This window comes from Sandaracinobacteroides sayramensis, assembly GCF_022014495.1.
Lineage (GTDB): Bacteria > Pseudomonadota > Alphaproteobacteria > Sphingomonadales > Sphingomonadaceae > Sandaracinobacteroides > Sandaracinobacteroides sayramense.
Genome location: NZ_JAKLSQ010000001.1, coordinates 281,115 through 298,360, shown reverse-complemented (window position 1 = coordinate 298,360; position 17,246 = coordinate 281,115). Strand labels below are relative to the sequence as shown.

Genomic DNA, 17,246 nt, shown 5'->3' with positions numbered 1-17,246 from the left:
ATCGGCAGAAGAGGCGAAGCGCCACCGGCTGCTTGCGTCCGGATGGATGTGGAGAGGACATGATGGACGAAACGCCCGAACTGCAGGCCTTCCGCGCCGAAACGCGTGCCTGGCTGGAGGCCAATTGCCCGGAAGAAATGCGCCAGCCGGTGCAGGGCGACGGCGACATCTGCTGGGGCGGGCGGAAATGGCGGTTCCAGAGCGAGGCGCAGAGGCTCTGGCTGGAGCGGATGGCGGCGCGCGGCTGGACGGTGCCGCAATGGCCGCGCGCCTATGGCGGCGGCGGGCTTTCGAAGGACGAGGCGCGAATCCTGGCGCAGGAGATGCGGCGGCTGAAGGCGCGCCCGCCGCTTTCCAGCTTCGGCATCTGGATGCTCGGCCCGGCGCTGCTGAAATATGGCAATGAAGCGCAGAAGCAGGCGCATCTGCCGAAGATCGCCCGTGGCGAGATCCGCTGGTGCCAGGGCTATTCCGAGCCGGGCGCCGGGTCGGACCTCGCCTCGCTTCGCACCTCCGCCTTGCCCGACGGCGACGAATATGTGGTGAACGGCAGCAAGATCTGGACGAGCTACGCCGACCAGGCGGACTGGATCTTCTGCCTGGTGCGCACCGATCCGGTGGCGCCCAAGCATCTGGGCATTTCCTTCCTGCTGTTCGACATGGAAAGCCCCGGCGTCTCCACCAGCCCGATCAAGCTGATCTCCGGCTACTCGCCCTTCTGCCAGACCTTCTTCGACGATGTGCGGGTGCCGCAGGAAAATCTCGTCGGCACCGCCGGCAAGGGCTGGGACATCGCCAAATATCTGCTGACGCACGAGCGGGAGATGATCGGCGACATGGGCTCCCTCGGCCGCGAATCAATGCACCAGATCGCCAAAAGATCGATCGGCACCGGCCGCGACGGGCGGCTGAAGGATGGCGTGCTCCGGGCCGACATCGTGCGCCACGAAATCGACTCCTACGCTTTCGCCCTCACCATGGAGCGGGTGAAGGACGAGGCGAAGGCCGGGCAAGGCGTGGGGGCGCTTTCCTCCATGCTGAAATATGCCGGCACCGAGCTTAACAAGCAGCGCCGCGAATTGCTGATGAGCATTTCGGGCAGCGACGGCCTTAGCTGGGAAGGCGAAGGCCCGGAGGAGGGGGATCTGGCGCGGGAGTGGCTGAGAAGCCGCGCCAATTCCATCGAGGGGGGAACGTCGGAAGTGCAGTTGAACATCATCGCCAAGCGCGTGCTTGGCTTGCCGGGGGCCTGATCCGATGGTGCTTGTCCTGAACGAAGAGCAGCGCATGGTGAAGGAAACCGCCGAAGGTTTCTTCGCCGAACACGCACCCGTCGGCCAGCTTCGCAAGCTGCGCGACAGCCACGACCCTGACGGTTTCGACCGGGGGCTGTGGGCGAAGATGGCGGAAATGGGCTTCGCCGGAGTCGCCATTCCCGAGCAATATGGCGGCGCCGGGCTGGGAATGGTCGCCGCCGGCCTCATCCAGGAAGCGATCGGCCGCAACCTGTCGCTCTCGCCCTTCCTGTCCGCCTCGGTGCTGGCGGCGACGGCGATCGCGAAGGCCGGCTCCGACGAGCAGAAGGCGGCCTTGCTGCCGAAGATCGCCTCGGCCGAGCTTATCGTGGCGCTCGCCGCCGACGAAAAGCCGCGCCACCAGCCGCATTTCGTGGCGGCGCGGGCTGAAAGCTCGGGGAACGGCTTCCGTCTGACCGGCGCCAAGCCCTTCGTGCTGGACGGGCATGTGGCGGACCGGCTGATCGTCGCCGCCCGCACCAGTGGCGAGGAGGGGGCGCCTGCGGGGATCACCCTCTTCCTTGTCGATCCGAAAGCGGCCGGCGTTTCGGTGAAGCGCCGCGCGATGGTGGACAGCCGCAACGCCGCCGAAATCGCGCTGGAGGGCGTGCAGGTGGACGGCGCCGATGTGCTCGGCGGAATCGGCGAGGGCTTCGCGACGCTGGAAGCCGCGCTCGATGTCGGGCGCGCCTGCCTTGCCGCGGAAATGCTGGGGGTTTCCGGGCAGAGCTTCGACGCGACCGTCGACTATCTGAAGAACCGGGAGCAGTTCGGGGTGAAGATCGGCAGCTTTCAGGCGCTGCAGCATCGCGCCGCGCATCTGTTCTGCGAGATGGAGCTGGCCCGTTCGGCCACCTTGAAGGCGCTGACGGCGCTGGACGAGGGCGATGCGCGCGCGCCCTTCTTCGTGGCGCTGGCCAAGGCGAAAGCCGGCGATGTGTGCAGGCTTGCGACGAATGAGGCTGTTCAGATGCATGGCGGCATCGGTATGACGGACGAGTTCGATATCGGCTTCTACATGAAGCGGGCGAGGGCCGCGCAGGAGACTTTCGGCGACACCGCCTTTCAGGCGGACAGGGTCGCCCGGCTGCTGAACTATTGAGGGGAGAGAAATGGCGCTGACCGAACTCGACAAGGCGATTGACGCCGCAACTGCCGCAATCACCGCACCGGGCGGCCAGCTTGGCGTCGGCAAGGCGACCGTGCGCGGGGTGGAATATCCCGTGTTCGACCATGCGCCGCAATCGCTGCGCGAATATCTGGCCTTCTTCCTGACCGCCAACGCCGACAAGGAGTTCATCGTCTATCAGGGCGAGCGGCTGACCTTCGCCGATGTGCAGAAGCAGGGGGTGCGGATCGCGGCCATGCTGCAATCGCGGCACGGCATAGCCAAGGGCGACCGGATCGCCATCGCCATGCGCAACTATCCGGAATGGGCGCCGATCTTCATCGGCGCGACCATGCTGGGCGCCGTCGTCGTGCCGATGAACGCCTGGTGGCGGCCGGACGAGCTGGCCTATGGCCTGAAGGATTCCGGCACGCGCCTGGTGTTCGCGGACGAGGAGCGGTTGCGCCGAATCCATGAAATCGAAGGGCTGAACCTGACGGCCGTCGCCGTTCGCACCAGCCACCAGGTGGCCGAACAGATGGGGGCGCAAACGCTGGAGGACGCGATCGCCGCCAGCCCGGAGACGCCCTGGTTCCTGCCGCCGATCTACCCCGAAGACGATGCGACGATCATGTACACCTCCGGCTCCACCGGGGCGCCGAAGGGGGCGGTCGCCACCCACCGCTCCATCGTGTCGGGCGCGCTCAACTATCTGGTGCAGGGCCTTGCCATGCTGCAGCTGGCGATGGCGCAGGGCGTCGCGCTTCCGGCGCAGCAGGTGATGCTGCTGAACCTGCCGCTGTTCCACATCACCGGCCTCGTGCCGATCCTGCTGGTGTCGATCGCCATCGGGCGGAAGCTCGTCATCATGTATCGCTGGGACGCGGGCGAGGCGCTGCAACTGATCGAGAGGGAGAAGGCGACCTATTTCGTCGGCGTGCCGACGATGAGCCTCGAGCTGATGCAGCATCCCGACCGGGACAAATACGACCTCTCCACCCTGCTCGACATCGCCGCCGGCGGCGCGGCGCGCCCGCCCGAGCATGTGGCGCGTCTGGCGGAGGCGTTTCCGGGCAAGAATCCGGCGATCGGCTACGGGCTGACCGAAACCAACGCCGTCGGCGCCGGGAATATCCGCGACAATTACCGGCTGAAGCCCGATTCCACCGGCCGCGCGACGAAGCCCATGGTGGAAATCGGCATTTTCGACGACGACATGAAGCAACTCGGCACCGGCGAGGTGGGCGAAGTCTGCATCCGCTCGGTCTGCAATGTCAGGGGTTACTGGAACAAGCCCGAGGCGACGGCGGCCTCGTTCACCGCCGACGGCTGGTTCCGCTCGGGCGACCTCGGCCGGCTGGACGAGGATGAGTATCTCTTCATCGTCGACCGCAAGAAGGACATCATCATCCGCGGCGGCGAGAATGTCTCCGCCGTGGAGGTGGAATCGGCCATCTACGCCCACCCCGCCGTTGCCGAGGCTTCGGTGTTCGGGCTTCCGGACGACCGGCTGGGCGAGATCGTCGGCGCCGTCGTCTATCCCAAGGCTGGCGAGCGGCTGGAGGGTGAAGCGGTGATCCAGTTCGTCAGCCGCGAACTGGCCGCCTTCAAGGTGCCGGCACGCGTGTGGGTGCTTGACGAGCCGCTGCCCAAGCTCGGCTCGGGCAAGATCGACAAGGTGTCGCTGCGCCAGCAGTTCCGCGACGTGCATCTGGGCCGGACGACGGCATGAGTTTCGCGCTCCGCCGCGCGACCGCGGCGGACGGGGCTGCGGTGCGGGCTCTCTTCTGCGAGAGCTTCACCGCAACTTTCGCCCATCTCTACCCCCCGCACGAACTGGCGGAATTTCTGGATGGGTGCAGCGTGCCGCGTTTCGAGGCGGAATGCGCGGCCGCCGACCATGCCGTGATGCTGGGCGAGGCGGCCGATGGGCGGCTGCTGGGCTATTGCACATTGGGTCCATATGATCTGCCGCTCGACACGGACAGGCGCTGGTGGGTGCTGCGGATGCTCTACCTGCGCGAGGAGGCGAAGGGCCTTGGCCTGGCACAGGCGCTGATGGACTGGGCGATCGGCGAAGCGCGGGCGCGCGGCTATCAGGAACTCTATCTGACCGTCTGGGTGGACAACCACCGGGCGCGGCGCTTCTACGAGAAATATGGCTTCGAGGAAGTGGGCAAATACGCCTATGTCGTCGGCACCACCGTCGACGACGACCGTATCCTGAGGCTGACGCTTTGATCACCCGCCTGACCGCCCATGGCCTGACCTTCCCGCATGGATTCCTAGGCCGCACCGGCGGTGTTTCCACCGGCCTGTTCGACAGCCTGAATGTGGGGCTGGGCTCATCCGACGATCCGGCGCTGGTGCGGGAGAATCGGGCGCGGGCGCTTGCCGTGGTTTCGCCGGATGCGCGGCTGGTGAGCCTGCGCCAGGTGCACAGCGCGACCGCCGTGGAGGCCGGCGACTGGACGGACGACGCCCGGCCGGAGGCCGACGCGCTGGTGACCGACCGGCCCGGCCTTGCTTTGGGCGTGCTGACGGCCGACTGCGGCCCGCTTCTGTTCGAGGATCGGCAGGCAGGCGTCATCGCCGCCGCGCATGCGGGCTGGAAGGGTGCGCTCGGCGGGGTGATCGGCGCCACCGTCGAACGGATGGAGAAGCTGGGGGCCTGCCGCGGCCGCATCGCCGCCGCCGTCGGCCCCTGCATCGGCCGCCGTTCCTACGAGGTGGACGAGGCTTTCCGCGCGCGCTTCGAAGCCGCGAATGTGGAAAATGGCGCCTTCTTCACCGATGGCCGGGCGGGCCATGCTCTCTTCGATCTGGAAGGCTATTGCCTGTTCCGTCTGGCGGAGGCTGGAGTCACCCGCGCGGAAGGCCTTGGCGTCGACACGAAGGCCGAGTCCGCCCGCTTCTTCAGCTATCGCCGCACGACCCTTGCCGGAGAGGCGGATTATGGCCGCCAGTTGAGCCTGATCAGCCTGCCTCGCTGAGGCGGGCGCCGGGTTTGCGATGCGCGGCGATGCAGGACAGCAAGCTTAGCACCAGAAGGGCAAAGGCCGCCATTTCCAGAGCTGTCGGCAGCCGGTTTTCCCAGAGGAAGCCATAGATCAGCGCGAACAGCGTCTCGAACAGGATCATCTGCCCTACCAGCGTCAGCGGCAGCAGGCGGTTCATCCGATTCCAGAAGGCGTTGCCGAATATCGACCCCGCCAGACAAACGGCAATCGAGACGGCGGCGAATCGCGCCCAGTCGGCTGCGCCATGCCTGCCTTCGGCCAGCATAAGGGCGAGTGGAATCAGCAGCAGCGACTGCGCGCCGGTCGTCAGGCCGATCAGCAGATTCCATTCATGGGCGGAGATATGGCGCAGCCGCGCCAGCCAGCGGCTGTTGCCCACCGCATAGGCGGTCCAGGAAACCAGCGCGCCGATAGCGGCTAGGAGCCCAACGAGTTGCGTGCCGACCGAGCCGGAAGCTGGAAGCGCGATAGCCTGCCAGCCTATGCAGATGGCGCCGGCTGCGCACAGCAGCAACGACGGCGCCAGCCTGCCCAGCGGCACGGCGCCGAAGGCCCGGCTGCCGACGATGGTGACGGCGATCGGCACGAAGCCGACCACCAGCGAGGTCATGGCGATGCCGCCCTTCTGCACGGCGGTGGAAAGGAGGATGTAATAAAGGGTGTTGCCGGCGACCGCGAGCCATGTGAGCCCGATCCAGGCTTGCCGGTCCAGCCCGGGCGCCAGCTTGCGCCAGCGCGGCGCGATCAGCATTGCGGAAATCAACCCGAACAGCAGGTAGCGGCCGATCGTCAGTTCCAGCGGGCTGAAACCGCGCGCCAGTTCCGGCCCCAGGAAAACCAGCCCCCAGAGCGCCCCGGCGCCGGCGCCATATAAGATGCCGGCCAGAGTGGAGCCGCTGCCTGATCCTCGATCCACGCCGATGCTTTCATGAACTGGGTTGCGAATGGGTGAGAAATATCATCGATAAGGTGGGAAATGCGCTCTTGATCAGGGCCTGAAACGCAACAATTACTCGCTTCATGGCCAACCCCCTCAAAGCCGCGAGCCGCACGCTGGATTCCTTCGACAGGGCGATTCTCCGCATCGTTCAGCGCGACAACAAGACGCCGCAACGGGCGATCGCAGAGGCCGTCCATCTTTCGACGGCGGCGGTGCAACGCCGGATCGCCGCCATGGAAAAGGCGGGGATCATCCGCTGGAACGCAGCCCTCGTCGATCCGGACGCGATCTCGCTCGGCATCACCTCGATCGTCGAGGTGCATCTGAGCGACGAGCGGACGGCGACGGTGGACCGGGCGAAGGCGTTGTTCCGGGCCGCGCCGGAAGTACAGCAATGCTATTATGTCACGGGTGGCACCAGCTTCGTGCTGGTGATTGTCTCGCCCGACATGCGTGTTTATGAAGCGACGACGCGGCGCCTGTTCTCGGAGAATGCGTTTGTCGCCAGCTTCCGCTCGCTGATCGCGCTGGACCGGGTGAAGGCCGGAATGGAACTGGCGATTCCCTGAACGTGGCGGAATCCGCATGCACTGCTGCCAGAGCAAAAAAAGGGGGGCCGAAGCCCCCCTAATGGTTCGAAAAGGCGGAGGACCTGTGCCCTCCCGTAACCGAACGCTTGCCTGAGCGGTCCGGATCTTACCCCTTGGTCGAGGCGTAAAGCTGCCACAAACCGGCGACTTCGGAAACAGGCCCGTTGGGCACGGCCGCGAAAGTCGCCTTGGCTGCGGCGATATTGCCGGCACGCAGCTGGGCGATTCCCTTGAACAGGGCCGCCTCGCCCGGATTCGGGCCTTTCTGCGCGGTGGTGAAGGCAGCGATGGCCTGCGGATACTGGCCGGCGCCCAGATAGGCGTTGCCCGCCGCAAGCGCGGTGTTCGGTGCCTTGGCAGCGTTGGGCGCGGCGGCGAGCGCTGCAGACTGCCGCTTGCCGGCGGCGTCGATCAGGCGCGCTGTGGTGGCGTCGCCCGCCGGGATCACGCCGCTGGCGCTCGCGGTCTTCACCACGTCTGCGGCCACGCCCGACTGGCCGCCAACGATGGCGACCTTGGCGAATTCCTGCACATCGGCAGCGGTGGTGAGGTTCCCGGTTTCCCGCATCAGATGGTAAAGCGCCAGCTTGGAATCGCGCGATTGCGGCTGATTCTTCATGTCCACCAGCAGCGCCCGCCAGCGGGCCGGCGTCGGATCCAGGCGGATCAGCTTCTGGATGGTGCCGATATAGGCCTTCTTGTCGCCCATCTTGAACTGGGCGCCGGCGAGGTTCTGAAGCGCCGACAGGTTGTTCGGGTTCTTCGCCAGCATGTCCTGGTAGATTTTTGCGGCTTCGGCCGGCTTGCCCTGCTGCAGATAGGACTGGGCGACGATGGTCGTCTGTCCGGACTTGCGGGCTGTGGCGATCGCCTTGTCGTACTGGCGGGCCTGATAATAGAGCGGCGCGAGCTGGCTGGCCGGGGCGTTGATCCGCTCCAGTTCGGCCGCCGCCTGCGCATATTGGCCGCTGCGGGTGTGCACGAAGGCCGCCATCTGCGCGACCTTGGTGCGCTCAGTGGGGGTCTTGGCGGCGGTGCGCGCCTGATTCACATAGTTGAGGGCGGCGGAGTTGTTGCCGGCCTTGGCGGCGTTGGACGCCTGCTGCAACGGCTTGCCGACTGCGGGAGAAAGTGCCTGCGCCATGGCTGCGCCCGACAGAAGCGGAACGCCTGCCATCGGAAGGGCAGTTGCCATTCCGAGCGAGAGAGCAAGCGAAAGCCTCGAAATCAGCTTCATTGACGACCTTTCTTCTCATGCCTCAAGGCAACAGCTTCCTTCTGCCACGCCATATCTGGCGTGAGACTGAACAGCCGGAATATGAGCCCCCTGGTTAAAGTCCGACTGCCAGTCATAAGGGAAGGCTTCCACTCTGAAAAGCTCAGATGTGCAGATGGCGCATTCTGCTGAGACGGACAGTTTTGACAGCAAGGCGGGATGCGCTAGTGCAACCGCCATCCTGAAACATCATGCGAGCAAGACAACCTTGACGACAGCCTTCATTTTCCCCGGCCAGGGCAGCCAGTCGGTCGGGATGGGAAAAGCCTTTGCCGACGCCAGCGCCGCCGCGCGCGAAATCTTCGAAGAAGTGGACGAAGCGCTGGGCGAGAGCCTTTCGCGCCTGATGTTCGAAGGGCCGGAAGAAGCGCTGACTCTGACCGCGAATGCCCAGCCCGCGATCATGGCGGCAAGCCTTGCGGCGCTGGCGGTGCTGGAAAAGGAAGGCGGTATCCGCCTTAGTGAAAAGGCCGGCTATGTGGCCGGGCACAGCCTTGGCGAATATTCGGCGCTCGCCGCGGCGCAGGCATTGCCGCTGGCCGAGACCGCCCGGCTGCTGCGCCTGCGGGGCGAGGCGATGCAGGCGGCGGTGCCGCCGGGCGAAGGGGCCATGGCCGCGATCCTGGCGCTTTCGATCGGCGATGTGCGGGCGATCGCCGCCGAGGCGGCTGGCGACGAGATCTGCGCCATCGCCAACGACAATGCGCCGGGGCAGGTGGTGGTTTCGGGCCACAAGGCCGCCGTCGAGCGGGCGATGGCGCTGGCGAAGGCCAAGGGCGCGCGCATGACGGTGCTGCTGCCGGTTTCGGCGCCCTTCCACTGCCCGCTGATGCAGCCCGCCGCCGAGGCCATGGCAAAAGCGCTGGAAACGGCGGCGCTGCTGGCGCCGCTGGTGCCGGCCTATGCCAATGTGACGGCCGCCCCGGTTTCCGACCCTGCGGAGATTCGCGGCCTGCTAGTCACGCAGGTGACGGCAACCGTGCGCTGGCGCGAATCGGTGGAGGCGATGGCGGCGGCCGGCGTTACCCGGCTGGTGGAACTGGGCGGCAAGGTGCTGGGGCCGATGGTGAAGCGAATCGCCCCCGACATCCAGAATCTGTCGGTGCAGAAGCCCGATGATATCGAGGCGGTGCTGAAGGCCCTCTAGACTGTCCGCAACCCTCCGCCGCGAAGCGGAGGGGAGCGAAACAACCCCGGCGCGCAGCGCCGCAAGCGCCCGAGAAAATGCGAGGAGAAACCAGAATGTTCAACCTTGAAGGGCGCACCGCGCTGGTGACCGGCGCATCGGGCGGCATCGGCGGCGCCATCGCCCGCACGTTGAAGGCACGAGGCGCGAAGCTGGCGCTGTCCGGCACGCGCGAGGAGGCGCTGAAGGCGCTGGCCGACGAATTGGGCGGGGCGGAAATCCTGCCCTGCCGGCTGGATGTTGCCGAGGAAGTCGAGGCGCTGGTGCCGGCGGCGGTCGAAAAGCTGGGGCAGCTCGACATATTGGTGAACAACGCCGGGATCACCCGCGACGGTCTCGCCATGCGGATGAAGGACGAGGACTGGGCGGCCGTGCTGAAGGTGGACCTGGAAGCGGCCTTCCGCCTGTCGCGCGCGGCGCTCAGGCCGATGATGAAGGCGCGCCATGGGCGGATCGTCTCGATCAGTTCGGTCGTCGGCTCCATCGGCAATCCTGGGCAGGCGAACTATGCTGCGGCGAAGGCCGGGCTGGAGGGCATGACCCGCAGCCTCGCCGCCGAAGTGGCGAGCCGGGGCGTGACGGTGAATTGCGTGGCCCCGGGCTTCATCCGCTCGGCGATGACGGATGCGCTGAACGAGGAGCAGAAAGCAAAGATGTTCGAGCGGATTCCGGCCGGACGCTTCGGCGACGGAGGCGATGTGGCCGCCGCCGTGCTGTGGCTGGCGAGCGACGAAGGCGGCTATGTGACGGGGCAGGCGATTCATGTGAATGGCGGCATGCACATGGCCTGATGGCTGTCCGCTGCCGCTTGCATGGGGGCAAGCAGACGGCTAGTGCGATTGGGCACAAACGACGGGCCAGGCTTTTCCCCGGGGGTTCTTTGGGAGGGGCTGGCAGCCGAGCGAAAGGGTTAGAGGAATGAGCGACGTCGCCGAACGGGTGAAGAAGATCGTGGTCGAGCATCTGGGCGTGGAAGCCGAGAAGGTGACCGAAGAGGCGAGCTTCATCGACGATCTGGGCGCTGACAGCCTCGATACGGTCGAGCTGGTGATGGCCTTCGAGGACGAGTTCGGCGTGGAAATCCCCGACGACGCGGCCGAAAAGATTCTGACGGTGAAGGACGCGATCGCCTTCATCGCGGCCAACGGCAAGTAAACAGGTGGCCGGGCCGCCGTCGCGCGGCCCGCTGACGGCCTCGTGGGATTCGATTCCCCGGGGCCGTTTGTTTTCGGGGGCCGCCGGTTTCGAAAGCGATGGCGCTTTCGCGCGGTTTTCCTTTTCCCATCCGCAAGCTATGCGGATGGTGAGGGCGCGGACCGGCAAAAGGCCGCGCGGAGTGAAATAGAGAGAATCAGGAGAAAGGCATGCGCCGCGTTGTCGTGACGGGCCTGGGGCTCGTGACCCCGCTGGGCGGGAATGTTCAGCAGACGTGGGACCGGCTGATCGCCGGAAAATCGGGCGCGGGCCCGATCACCCGCTTCGACGCCACGGACTATAGCTGCCGCATCGCCTGCGAAGTGAAGCCCGAGGATTTCGACCCGAACCTGCGCGTCGACCACAAGATCCAGCGGCAGGTCGATCCCTTCATCGTCTATGGGCTGGACGCCGCCGGGCAGGCGCTGGAAGACGCCGGGCTGACGGACATGCCCGAGGAGGAGCGGCTGCGCGCCGGCACGCTCATCGGTTCGGGAATCGGCGGCCTGCCGGGAATCGCCGAGGAAGCCATCGTGCTGCACGAGCGCGGACCCCGCCGCGTCAGCCCCCACTTCGTGCATGGGCGGCTCATCAACCTCATCTCCGGGCAGGTCTCGATCCGCTACGGGCTGATGGGGCCGAATCACGCCGTGGTCACCGCCTGCTCCACCGGCGCCCACGCCATCGGCGACGCGGCGCGGCTGATCGCGCTGGACGATGCCGATGTGATGGTGGCGGGCGGCGCGGAAGCGACCATCTGCCCGATCGGCATCGCCGGATTCGCCCAGGCGCGGGCGCTCTCCACCAATTTCAACGACGAGCCGCACCGCGCCAGCCGCCCATGGGACAAGGCCCGCGACGGCTTCGTGATGGGCGAAGGCGCCGGCATCGTCGTGCTGGAGGAATATGAGCGGGCGAAGAAGCGCGGCGCGAAAATCCTTGGCGAAGTGGTGGGCTATGGCCTTTCCGGCGACGCCTATCATGTGACGGCGCCGCACCCGGAAGGCTCGGGCGCCTTCCGTTCGATGCAGATGGCGCTGAAGCGCGCCGGGCTGAACCCGGGCGACATCGACTATGTGAACGCCCATGGCACCTCGACCCCGATGGGCGACGAACTGGAACTGGGCGCGGTGAAGCGGCTGTTCGGGGCCGATATCGGCAAGCTTTCCATGAGCAGCACCAAGTCCGCCATCGGCCATCTGCTGGGCGGTGCGGGCGCGGTGGAAAGCATCTTCACCCTGCTGGCGCTGCGCGACCAGGTGGTGCCGCCGACGCTCAACCTCGAAGACCCGTGCGATGGCGCGGAGGGCGTCGATCTGGTTCCCTGGACGGCGAAGGAGCGCAAGGTGGAAGCCGTGCTGAACAACAGCTTCGGCTTCGGCGGCACCAACGCGACGGTCGTTTTCAGGAAGGTCTGACGCATGGGCGAGGGGGGCACCAAGGCCGCGGGCCAGTCGCGCTGGCTGGTCTGGGGTGCCGTCCTCAGCCTGCTGGCGATGCTGACGGTCAGCGTCTGGACGGCGACCATGTGGCGCCGCGCCCCGGTGCCGGGCGCCCAGCGGGTGGAAGTGGAAATCCCGCGCGGCGCTTCCATCCGGGAAGTGGCGAAGCGGCTGGAAGCCGCCGGCGTGGTGGAGTCGGCGGAGCTGTTCGAACTGCTCGCCCGCACCATCGGCGACGATCGGGAAATCCAGTTCGGCACCTATGGCATCTTCGAGGGCGAGGGCTGGGGCTCCATCCTGGAGCGGATGAAGCGTGGGGACACGCTGGTGGTCCGGATTCCCATTCCCGAAGGCATGCCGAGCGTGATGGTGGCGGAACGGCTGAACGCCGTCGGCCGGCTGAAGGGCGAGGTGGCGCCGCCGCCCGAGGGCAGCGTGCTGCCGGCCACCTATGAAGCGAAGATCGGCGAAAGCCGCGAGGATGTGCTGAAGCGCATGCAGGTGGCGATGGACGCCGAGCTGGCGGGCATCTGGGAACGGCGTTCCGAGAATATCGCCGTCAAGTCCATCGAAGAAGCGGTGATCCTCGCCTCCATCGTCGAGAAGGAAACCGGGGCGGCGGGCGAGCGCCGGCGGATCGCCGGGCTTTACAGCAACCGGCTGAAGGCCGGCATGCCGCTGCAGGCCGACCCGACCGTCATCTATCCGGTGACGCAGGGCAAGCCGCTGAAGCGCCGCATCCGCCAGTCGGAACTGCAGGCCGAGAATGGCTACAACACCTACCGCATGCAGGGCCTTCCCAGAGGGCCGATCACCAATCCCGGGCGGGAAAGCCTGCTGGCGGTCGTCGATCCGGAGGTGCACGACTATCTCTATATGGTGGCGGACGGCTCGGGCGGGCACGCCTTCGCCCGCAGCTACGAAGAGCATCAGGCGAATGTGGAAAAGTGGCGGCAGTACCGCCGCGAGAAGGGCATCTGACGGCCGCTTGACCTGGGGTGAGATAGGGGCCTAACGCCAGAGCCCTATGTCTGGCCCTCGATCCACCGCACCACGCACGCTTTACGACAAGATCTGGGACGATCATGTCGTCGCCTCGCGCGACGACGGCACCAGCCTCATCTTCATCGACCGGCATCTGATCCACGAAGTGACGACACCGCAGGCCTTCGCCGGGCTGAAGTCCGCCGGCCGCCGCCTGCGCCGGCCGGATCTGACGCTGGCCGTGCCCGACCATAATGTGCCGACGACGGACCGCAGCCAGCCCATCGCCGACCCCGAATCGGTCGCGCAGCTGGCGGCGCTGAAGGCCAATTGCGCCGAGTTCGGCGTGGAATATTTCGAGATTGATGCCCCGGAACAGGGCATCGTGCATGTGATCGGCCCGGAACAGGGCTTCACCCTTCCCGGCCTGACGATGGTCTGCGGCGACAGTCATACCTCCACGCACGGCGCTCTGGGAGCGCTGGCCTTCGGCATCGGCACGTCGGAAGTGGAGCATGTCTTCGCGACGCAGACGCTTTTGTTGCAGAAGTCGGGGAATTTCGCCGTCACCGTGAACGGCAGCCTCGGTTACTCCATCACCGCCAAGGATGTGGCGCTGGCGATCTGCGGCGCCATGGGCACGGCGGGCGGCACCGGCCATGTGCTGGAGTATCGCGGCGCGGTGATCGAGGCACTTTCGATGGAAGGGCGGATGACGCTCTGCAACATGTCGATCGAGGCGGGCGCCCGCGCCGGCCTCGTCGCGCCGGACGAGAAGACCTTCGCCTATGTGGCCGGTCGCCCGCGCGCGCCAAAGGGTGCCGATCTCGAAAAGGCGATCGCCTGGTGGCGGCAGTTGCCCAGCGACGCGGGCGCCCGGTTCGACCGGGAGCTGGTGCTGGACGGCACGGCGATCGCCCCGCTCGTCACCTGGGGCACCAGCCCGGAAGATGTGGTCGCCGTCACCGGCATCGTGCCTTCGCCTGACAGCTTCGACGATCCGTCGAAGCGGGCGGCGGCGGAAAAGTCTCTGGCCTATATGGGCCTGACGCCCGGCACCCGGCTGGAGGATGTGCCGGTGGAGAATATCTTCATCGGCAGTTGCACCAACAGCCGGATCGAGGATCTGCGCGCCGCCGCGCTGGTGGTGGAGGGCCGGTATGTCGCCGCCAATGTGCGGCAGGCGCTGGTGGTGCCCGGCTCCGGCCTCGTCAAGCGGCAGGCGGAGGCGGAGGGGCTGGACCGCATCTTCGTCGAGGCCGGCTTCGAATGGCGCGAGCCGGGCTGCTCCATGTGCCTCGGCATGAACCCGGACCGGGTGCCTTCGGGCGAGCGCTGCGCGTCCACGTCCAACCGCAACTTCGTCGGCCGGCAGGGGCCGGGCGCGCGCACGCATCTGATGTCGCCGGCGATGGCGGCGGCGGCGGCGGTGACGGGGCGGCTGACCGATGTGAGGCAGATGAAGTGACGGCTGCGATTCGCCTGAAGGGCCTCGAAAAAACCTATGCCGGCGGCAAGCGCGCGCTGAACGGGGTCGATCTGGCGATTCCGCGGGGTTCGATGTTCGCGCTTCTGGGGCCGAACGGGGCGGGCAAGTCCACCCTCATCAACATCCTCGCCGGGCTGGTGCGCAAGACTGGCGGCAGCGCCGAGATCTGGGGCTTCGATATCGACCAGCACCCCCGCAACGCCAAGGCGTCGATCGGGGTGGTGCCACAGGAATTGCTGTTCGACGCTTTCTTCACCCCCTTCGAGACGCTGGAGCTGCAGGCCGGCCTTTACGGCGTGCCGCCGGAGAAGCGCCGCTCGATGGAACTGCTGGAAAAGGTGCGGCTGGACGACAAGGCGCATGTCTATACCCGCACGCTGTCGGGCGGGATGAAGCGGCGGCTGCTGATCGCCAAGGCGATGGTGCACAACCCGCCGGTCCTCATCCTCGACGAGCCGACGGCCGGGGTCGACATCGAGCTTCGGCAGATGCTCTGGGCCTATGTGCGCGAGCTGCACGCGGGCGGCACGACGGTGGTGCTGACGACCCATTATCTGGAGGAAGCCGAGGAGCTTTGCGACCGGATCGCCATCGTCAACCACGGCCGAATCGTCATCGACACCGACAAGGACAATCTGCTGTCCCAGGCGCAGGACAAGAGGGTGGAGGTGACGCTGGACCATGATCTGCAGCAGCCGCCCGAAATCGCCGGCGCCACGCGGGTGACGCTTCTCGACAGCCGCCGGCTGGACATTCTCTACGACAAGCAGACGGTGAAGGCGGGCGCGATCCTCGCCCGCCTGCAGGAGGCCGGTCACCCGGTGGTGGACGTGACCACCCGCGAGGCGGATCTGGAGGATGTGTTCCTGGACCTGACCGGCACGCCGCTGGAAGCCGCGAAAGGATAGCGATTGCCTGACCTCATCGAAGCCGATGTGATCGTCATCGGCTCGGGCGCCGCCGGGCTGACCGCCGCGCTGAACGTCGCGGCTGGCGGACGGCAGGTGCTGATGCTGTCGAAGGCGGGGATTTCCGCCGGCTCCACCAGTTGGGCGCAAGGCGGGATCGCTGCCGTGCTCGACGCGGGCGACACCTTCGAGAGCCATATAGAAGACACGATGGTGGCCGGCGCGGGGTTGAACGACCGGCGGGCGGTGGAATTCGTGGTGGAGCACGCCGCCCCCGCCATCGAGCGGCTGGCGGCGCTGGGCGTGCCCTTCAACCCCGGCGAGACGGTTTCCGAACGCTGGCATCTGACGCGCGAGGGCGGGCACAGCACGCGGCGCATCGTGCATGTGGACGATGCGACCGGCTGGGCGGTGCAGAAGGCGCTGGAGACGGCGGCGCTGGAAAATCCGCTGATCCGCTTCCTGCCCGACCAGGTGGCGATCGACATCATCACCGAACGCCACGCCGCCGGCCATGGCTTCGCCGGCCGCCGCGCCATGGGGCTTTACGCGCTGGACCGGGCGTCGGGCCATGTGCGCCGGCTGCTGGCGCGCGCGGTGGTGCTGGCGACCGGCGGCGCCTCGCGCGTCTACCGCTTCTCCACCAACCCGGACGGTTCGACCGGCGACGGCATCGCCATGGCCTGGCGCGCGGGCTGCCGGGTTTCCAACATGGAATTCAACCAGTTCCACCCGACCTGCCTCTACCACCCCAGGGTGAAGAACTTCCTCATCACCGAGGCGATGCGCGGCGAGGGCGGCATATTGCGCTTGCCCGACGGCACCGCTTTCATGGGAAGCCATGACGCGCGCAAGGAACTGGCGCCGCGCGATGTCGTCGCCCGTGCCATCGACGCGGAAATGAAGCGGCTGGGCATCCCGCACGTGCTGCTGGACATGACGCACAAGCCCGCCGGCTTCGTGGAAGAGCATTTCCCGACCATCGTGAAGCGCCTGCGCGAACTGGGGATCGATCCAGTGACGCAGCCGATCCCCGTGGTGCCCGCCGCCCATTACAGCTGCGGCGGCGTGCTGGTGGACCTGCAGGGGCGGACCGACCTTGCCGGCCTTTACGCCATCGGCGAAGTCAGCCAGTCGGGCCTGCACGGCGCCAACCGGCTGGCCTCCAACAGCCTGCTGGAATGCCTGGTGTTCGGCGCCAGCGCGGCGGACGAGATCCTCGCCCGCTTCGAGGAGACGCCGCCGCCCGCCGACATCCGCCCATGGGACGAAAGCCGGGTGACCTCGTCGGACGAGGAAGTGGTGGTGACGCACAATTGGGACGAGCTCCGCCGCTTCATGTGGGACTATGTCGGAATCGTCCGCACCGACCGGCGGCTGGAGCGGGCCGCGCATCGCGTGGGGCTGCTGCGATCGGAAATCCAGGAATATTACGGCAATTTCCGCGTGACGCCCGACCTGCTGGAACTCCGCAACCTGGTTGAGGTGGCTGACCTCATCGTCCGCTCCGCGCGCGAGCGCAAGGAAAGCCGGGGCCTGCATTTCACCACCGATTATCCCGGCCTTTCGGACCCGCCGCGCGACACCATCCTCTACCCCGGCGCCGCCTGAAGCCTCGCCGTAGGGCGGCCGCCTCTTCGTGGTCGGTTCGATTAGGAGCGCAGCGGTCGCCCAACCTCGTCACCCCGGGCTTGACCCGGGGTCCAGCTTTGCCTGGGCAAAGCGCTTCAAGAAGAAAGCTAGACCCCAAGTCAAGCCCGGGGTGACGAATGGGGCGCGGCCCATTCGAACCAGCGTGCTGCCGCCTCCCGAAT

The 17,246-nt window shown here is 66.9% G+C and carries 16 protein-coding genes; 14 read left to right on the top strand and 2 right to left on the bottom strand.

Annotated features, from left to right (window positions below):
- Positions 1–59 precede the first annotated feature (59 nt).
- Genes L6Q21_RS01255 through pgeF form a run of 5 tightly spaced genes read left to right on the top strand, consistent with a single transcriptional unit; the run spans position 60 to position 5,396 of the window.
- Entirely contained in the window at positions 60–1,253 is a 1,194-nt protein-coding gene (locus L6Q21_RS01255; protein WP_237828620.1) for an acyl-CoA dehydrogenase family protein, read from the top strand.
- A gap of 4 nt (positions 1,254–1,257) precedes the next feature.
- Positions 1,258–2,397: an acyl-CoA dehydrogenase family protein gene (locus L6Q21_RS01250; RefSeq protein ID WP_237828619.1), complete on the top strand. Its 1,140-nt coding sequence runs from the start codon at positions 1,258–1,260 to the stop codon at positions 2,395–2,397.
- A gap of 10 nt (positions 2,398–2,407) precedes the next feature.
- Complete coding sequence (locus L6Q21_RS01245) at positions 2,408–4,135, top strand: class I adenylate-forming enzyme family protein (RefSeq protein ID WP_237828618.1); 1,728 nt, start codon at positions 2,408–2,410, stop codon at positions 4,133–4,135.
- Positions 4,132–4,644, top strand: coding sequence for a GNAT family N-acetyltransferase (locus tag L6Q21_RS01240; RefSeq protein WP_237828617.1), 513 nt, complete (start codon positions 4,132–4,134; stop codon positions 4,642–4,644). Before L6Q21_RS01245 ends, L6Q21_RS01240 begins: the two co-directional genes overlap by 4 nt.
- On the top strand, positions 4,641–5,396 hold the full coding sequence (pgeF, locus tag L6Q21_RS01235) for a peptidoglycan editing factor PgeF (protein WP_237828616.1): 756 nt from the start codon (positions 4,641–4,643) through the stop codon (positions 5,394–5,396). The genes L6Q21_RS01240 and pgeF overlap by 4 nt, the downstream gene beginning before the upstream one ends.
- Here the strand turns inward: pgeF and L6Q21_RS01230 are convergent.
- Positions 5,380–6,339, bottom strand: coding sequence for a DMT family transporter (locus L6Q21_RS01230; RefSeq protein WP_237828615.1), 960 nt, complete (start codon positions 6,337–6,339; stop codon positions 5,380–5,382). The two genes, pgeF and L6Q21_RS01230, sit on opposite strands and share 17 nt — an antisense overlap.
- Positions 6,340–6,443: 104 nt before the next feature.
- On the opposite strand from L6Q21_RS01230, the gene L6Q21_RS01225 reads away from it, so the two are divergent.
- On the top strand, positions 6,444–6,932 hold the full coding sequence (locus tag L6Q21_RS01225) for an Lrp/AsnC family transcriptional regulator (RefSeq protein ID WP_237828613.1): 489 nt from the start codon (positions 6,444–6,446) through the stop codon (positions 6,930–6,932).
- A gap of 127 nt (positions 6,933–7,059) precedes the next feature.
- On the opposite strand, the gene L6Q21_RS01220 is transcribed toward L6Q21_RS01225, so the two are convergent.
- Positions 7,060–8,148, bottom strand: a complete 1,089-nt coding sequence (locus tag L6Q21_RS01220; protein WP_237828612.1) for a tetratricopeptide repeat protein — start codon at positions 8,146–8,148, stop codon at positions 7,060–7,062.
- A 337-nt stretch (positions 8,149–8,485) separates the two neighbouring features.
- Here L6Q21_RS01220 and L6Q21_RS01215 point away from each other — a divergent pair, with 337 nt between their 5' ends.
- The 8 genes from L6Q21_RS01215 (at position 8,486) to nadB (ending at position 17,043) form a co-directional block, all read left to right on the top strand.
- Positions 8,486–9,376, top strand: coding sequence for an ACP S-malonyltransferase (locus tag L6Q21_RS01215; protein ID WP_237828934.1), 891 nt, complete (start codon positions 8,486–8,488; stop codon positions 9,374–9,376).
- A 95-nt stretch (positions 9,377–9,471) separates the two neighbouring features.
- Positions 9,472–10,206, top strand: a complete 735-nt coding sequence (gene fabG, locus L6Q21_RS01210; RefSeq protein WP_237828604.1) for a 3-oxoacyl-[acyl-carrier-protein] reductase — start codon at positions 9,472–9,474, stop codon at positions 10,204–10,206.
- Between the two features lie 127 nt (positions 10,207–10,333).
- The gene (locus tag L6Q21_RS01205; RefSeq protein ID WP_237828602.1) at positions 10,334–10,570 is read left to right on the top strand and encodes an acyl carrier protein; all 237 of its coding nucleotides are present in this window, start codon (positions 10,334–10,336) and stop codon (positions 10,568–10,570) included.
- Between the two features lie 209 nt (positions 10,571–10,779).
- Complete coding sequence (gene fabF, locus L6Q21_RS01200; protein ID WP_237828597.1) at positions 10,780–12,027, top strand: beta-ketoacyl-ACP synthase II; 1,248 nt, start codon at positions 10,780–10,782, stop codon at positions 12,025–12,027.
- 3 nt (positions 12,028–12,030) lie between these two features.
- Complete coding sequence (gene mltG, locus L6Q21_RS01195) at positions 12,031–13,032, top strand: endolytic transglycosylase MltG (protein ID WP_237828595.1); 1,002 nt, start codon at positions 12,031–12,033, stop codon at positions 13,030–13,032.
- Between the two features lie 46 nt (positions 13,033–13,078).
- Positions 13,079–14,503 (top strand): 3-isopropylmalate dehydratase large subunit, encoded by a 1,425-nt coding sequence (gene leuC, locus L6Q21_RS01190; protein ID WP_237828592.1) that lies wholly within the window; start codon positions 13,079–13,081, stop codon positions 14,501–14,503.
- Positions 14,500–15,432 carry an ABC transporter ATP-binding protein gene (locus L6Q21_RS01185; protein ID WP_237828589.1) on the top strand — a complete coding sequence of 311 codons (933 nt, stop codon included), beginning with the start codon at positions 14,500–14,502 and terminating at the stop codon, positions 15,430–15,432. Before leuC ends, L6Q21_RS01185 begins: the two co-directional genes overlap by 4 nt.
- A gap of 3 nt (positions 15,433–15,435) precedes the next feature.
- Entirely contained in the window at positions 15,436–17,043 is a 1,608-nt protein-coding gene (gene nadB / locus L6Q21_RS01180) for an L-aspartate oxidase (protein WP_237828586.1), read from the top strand.
- Positions 17,044–17,246 lie beyond the last annotated feature (203 nt).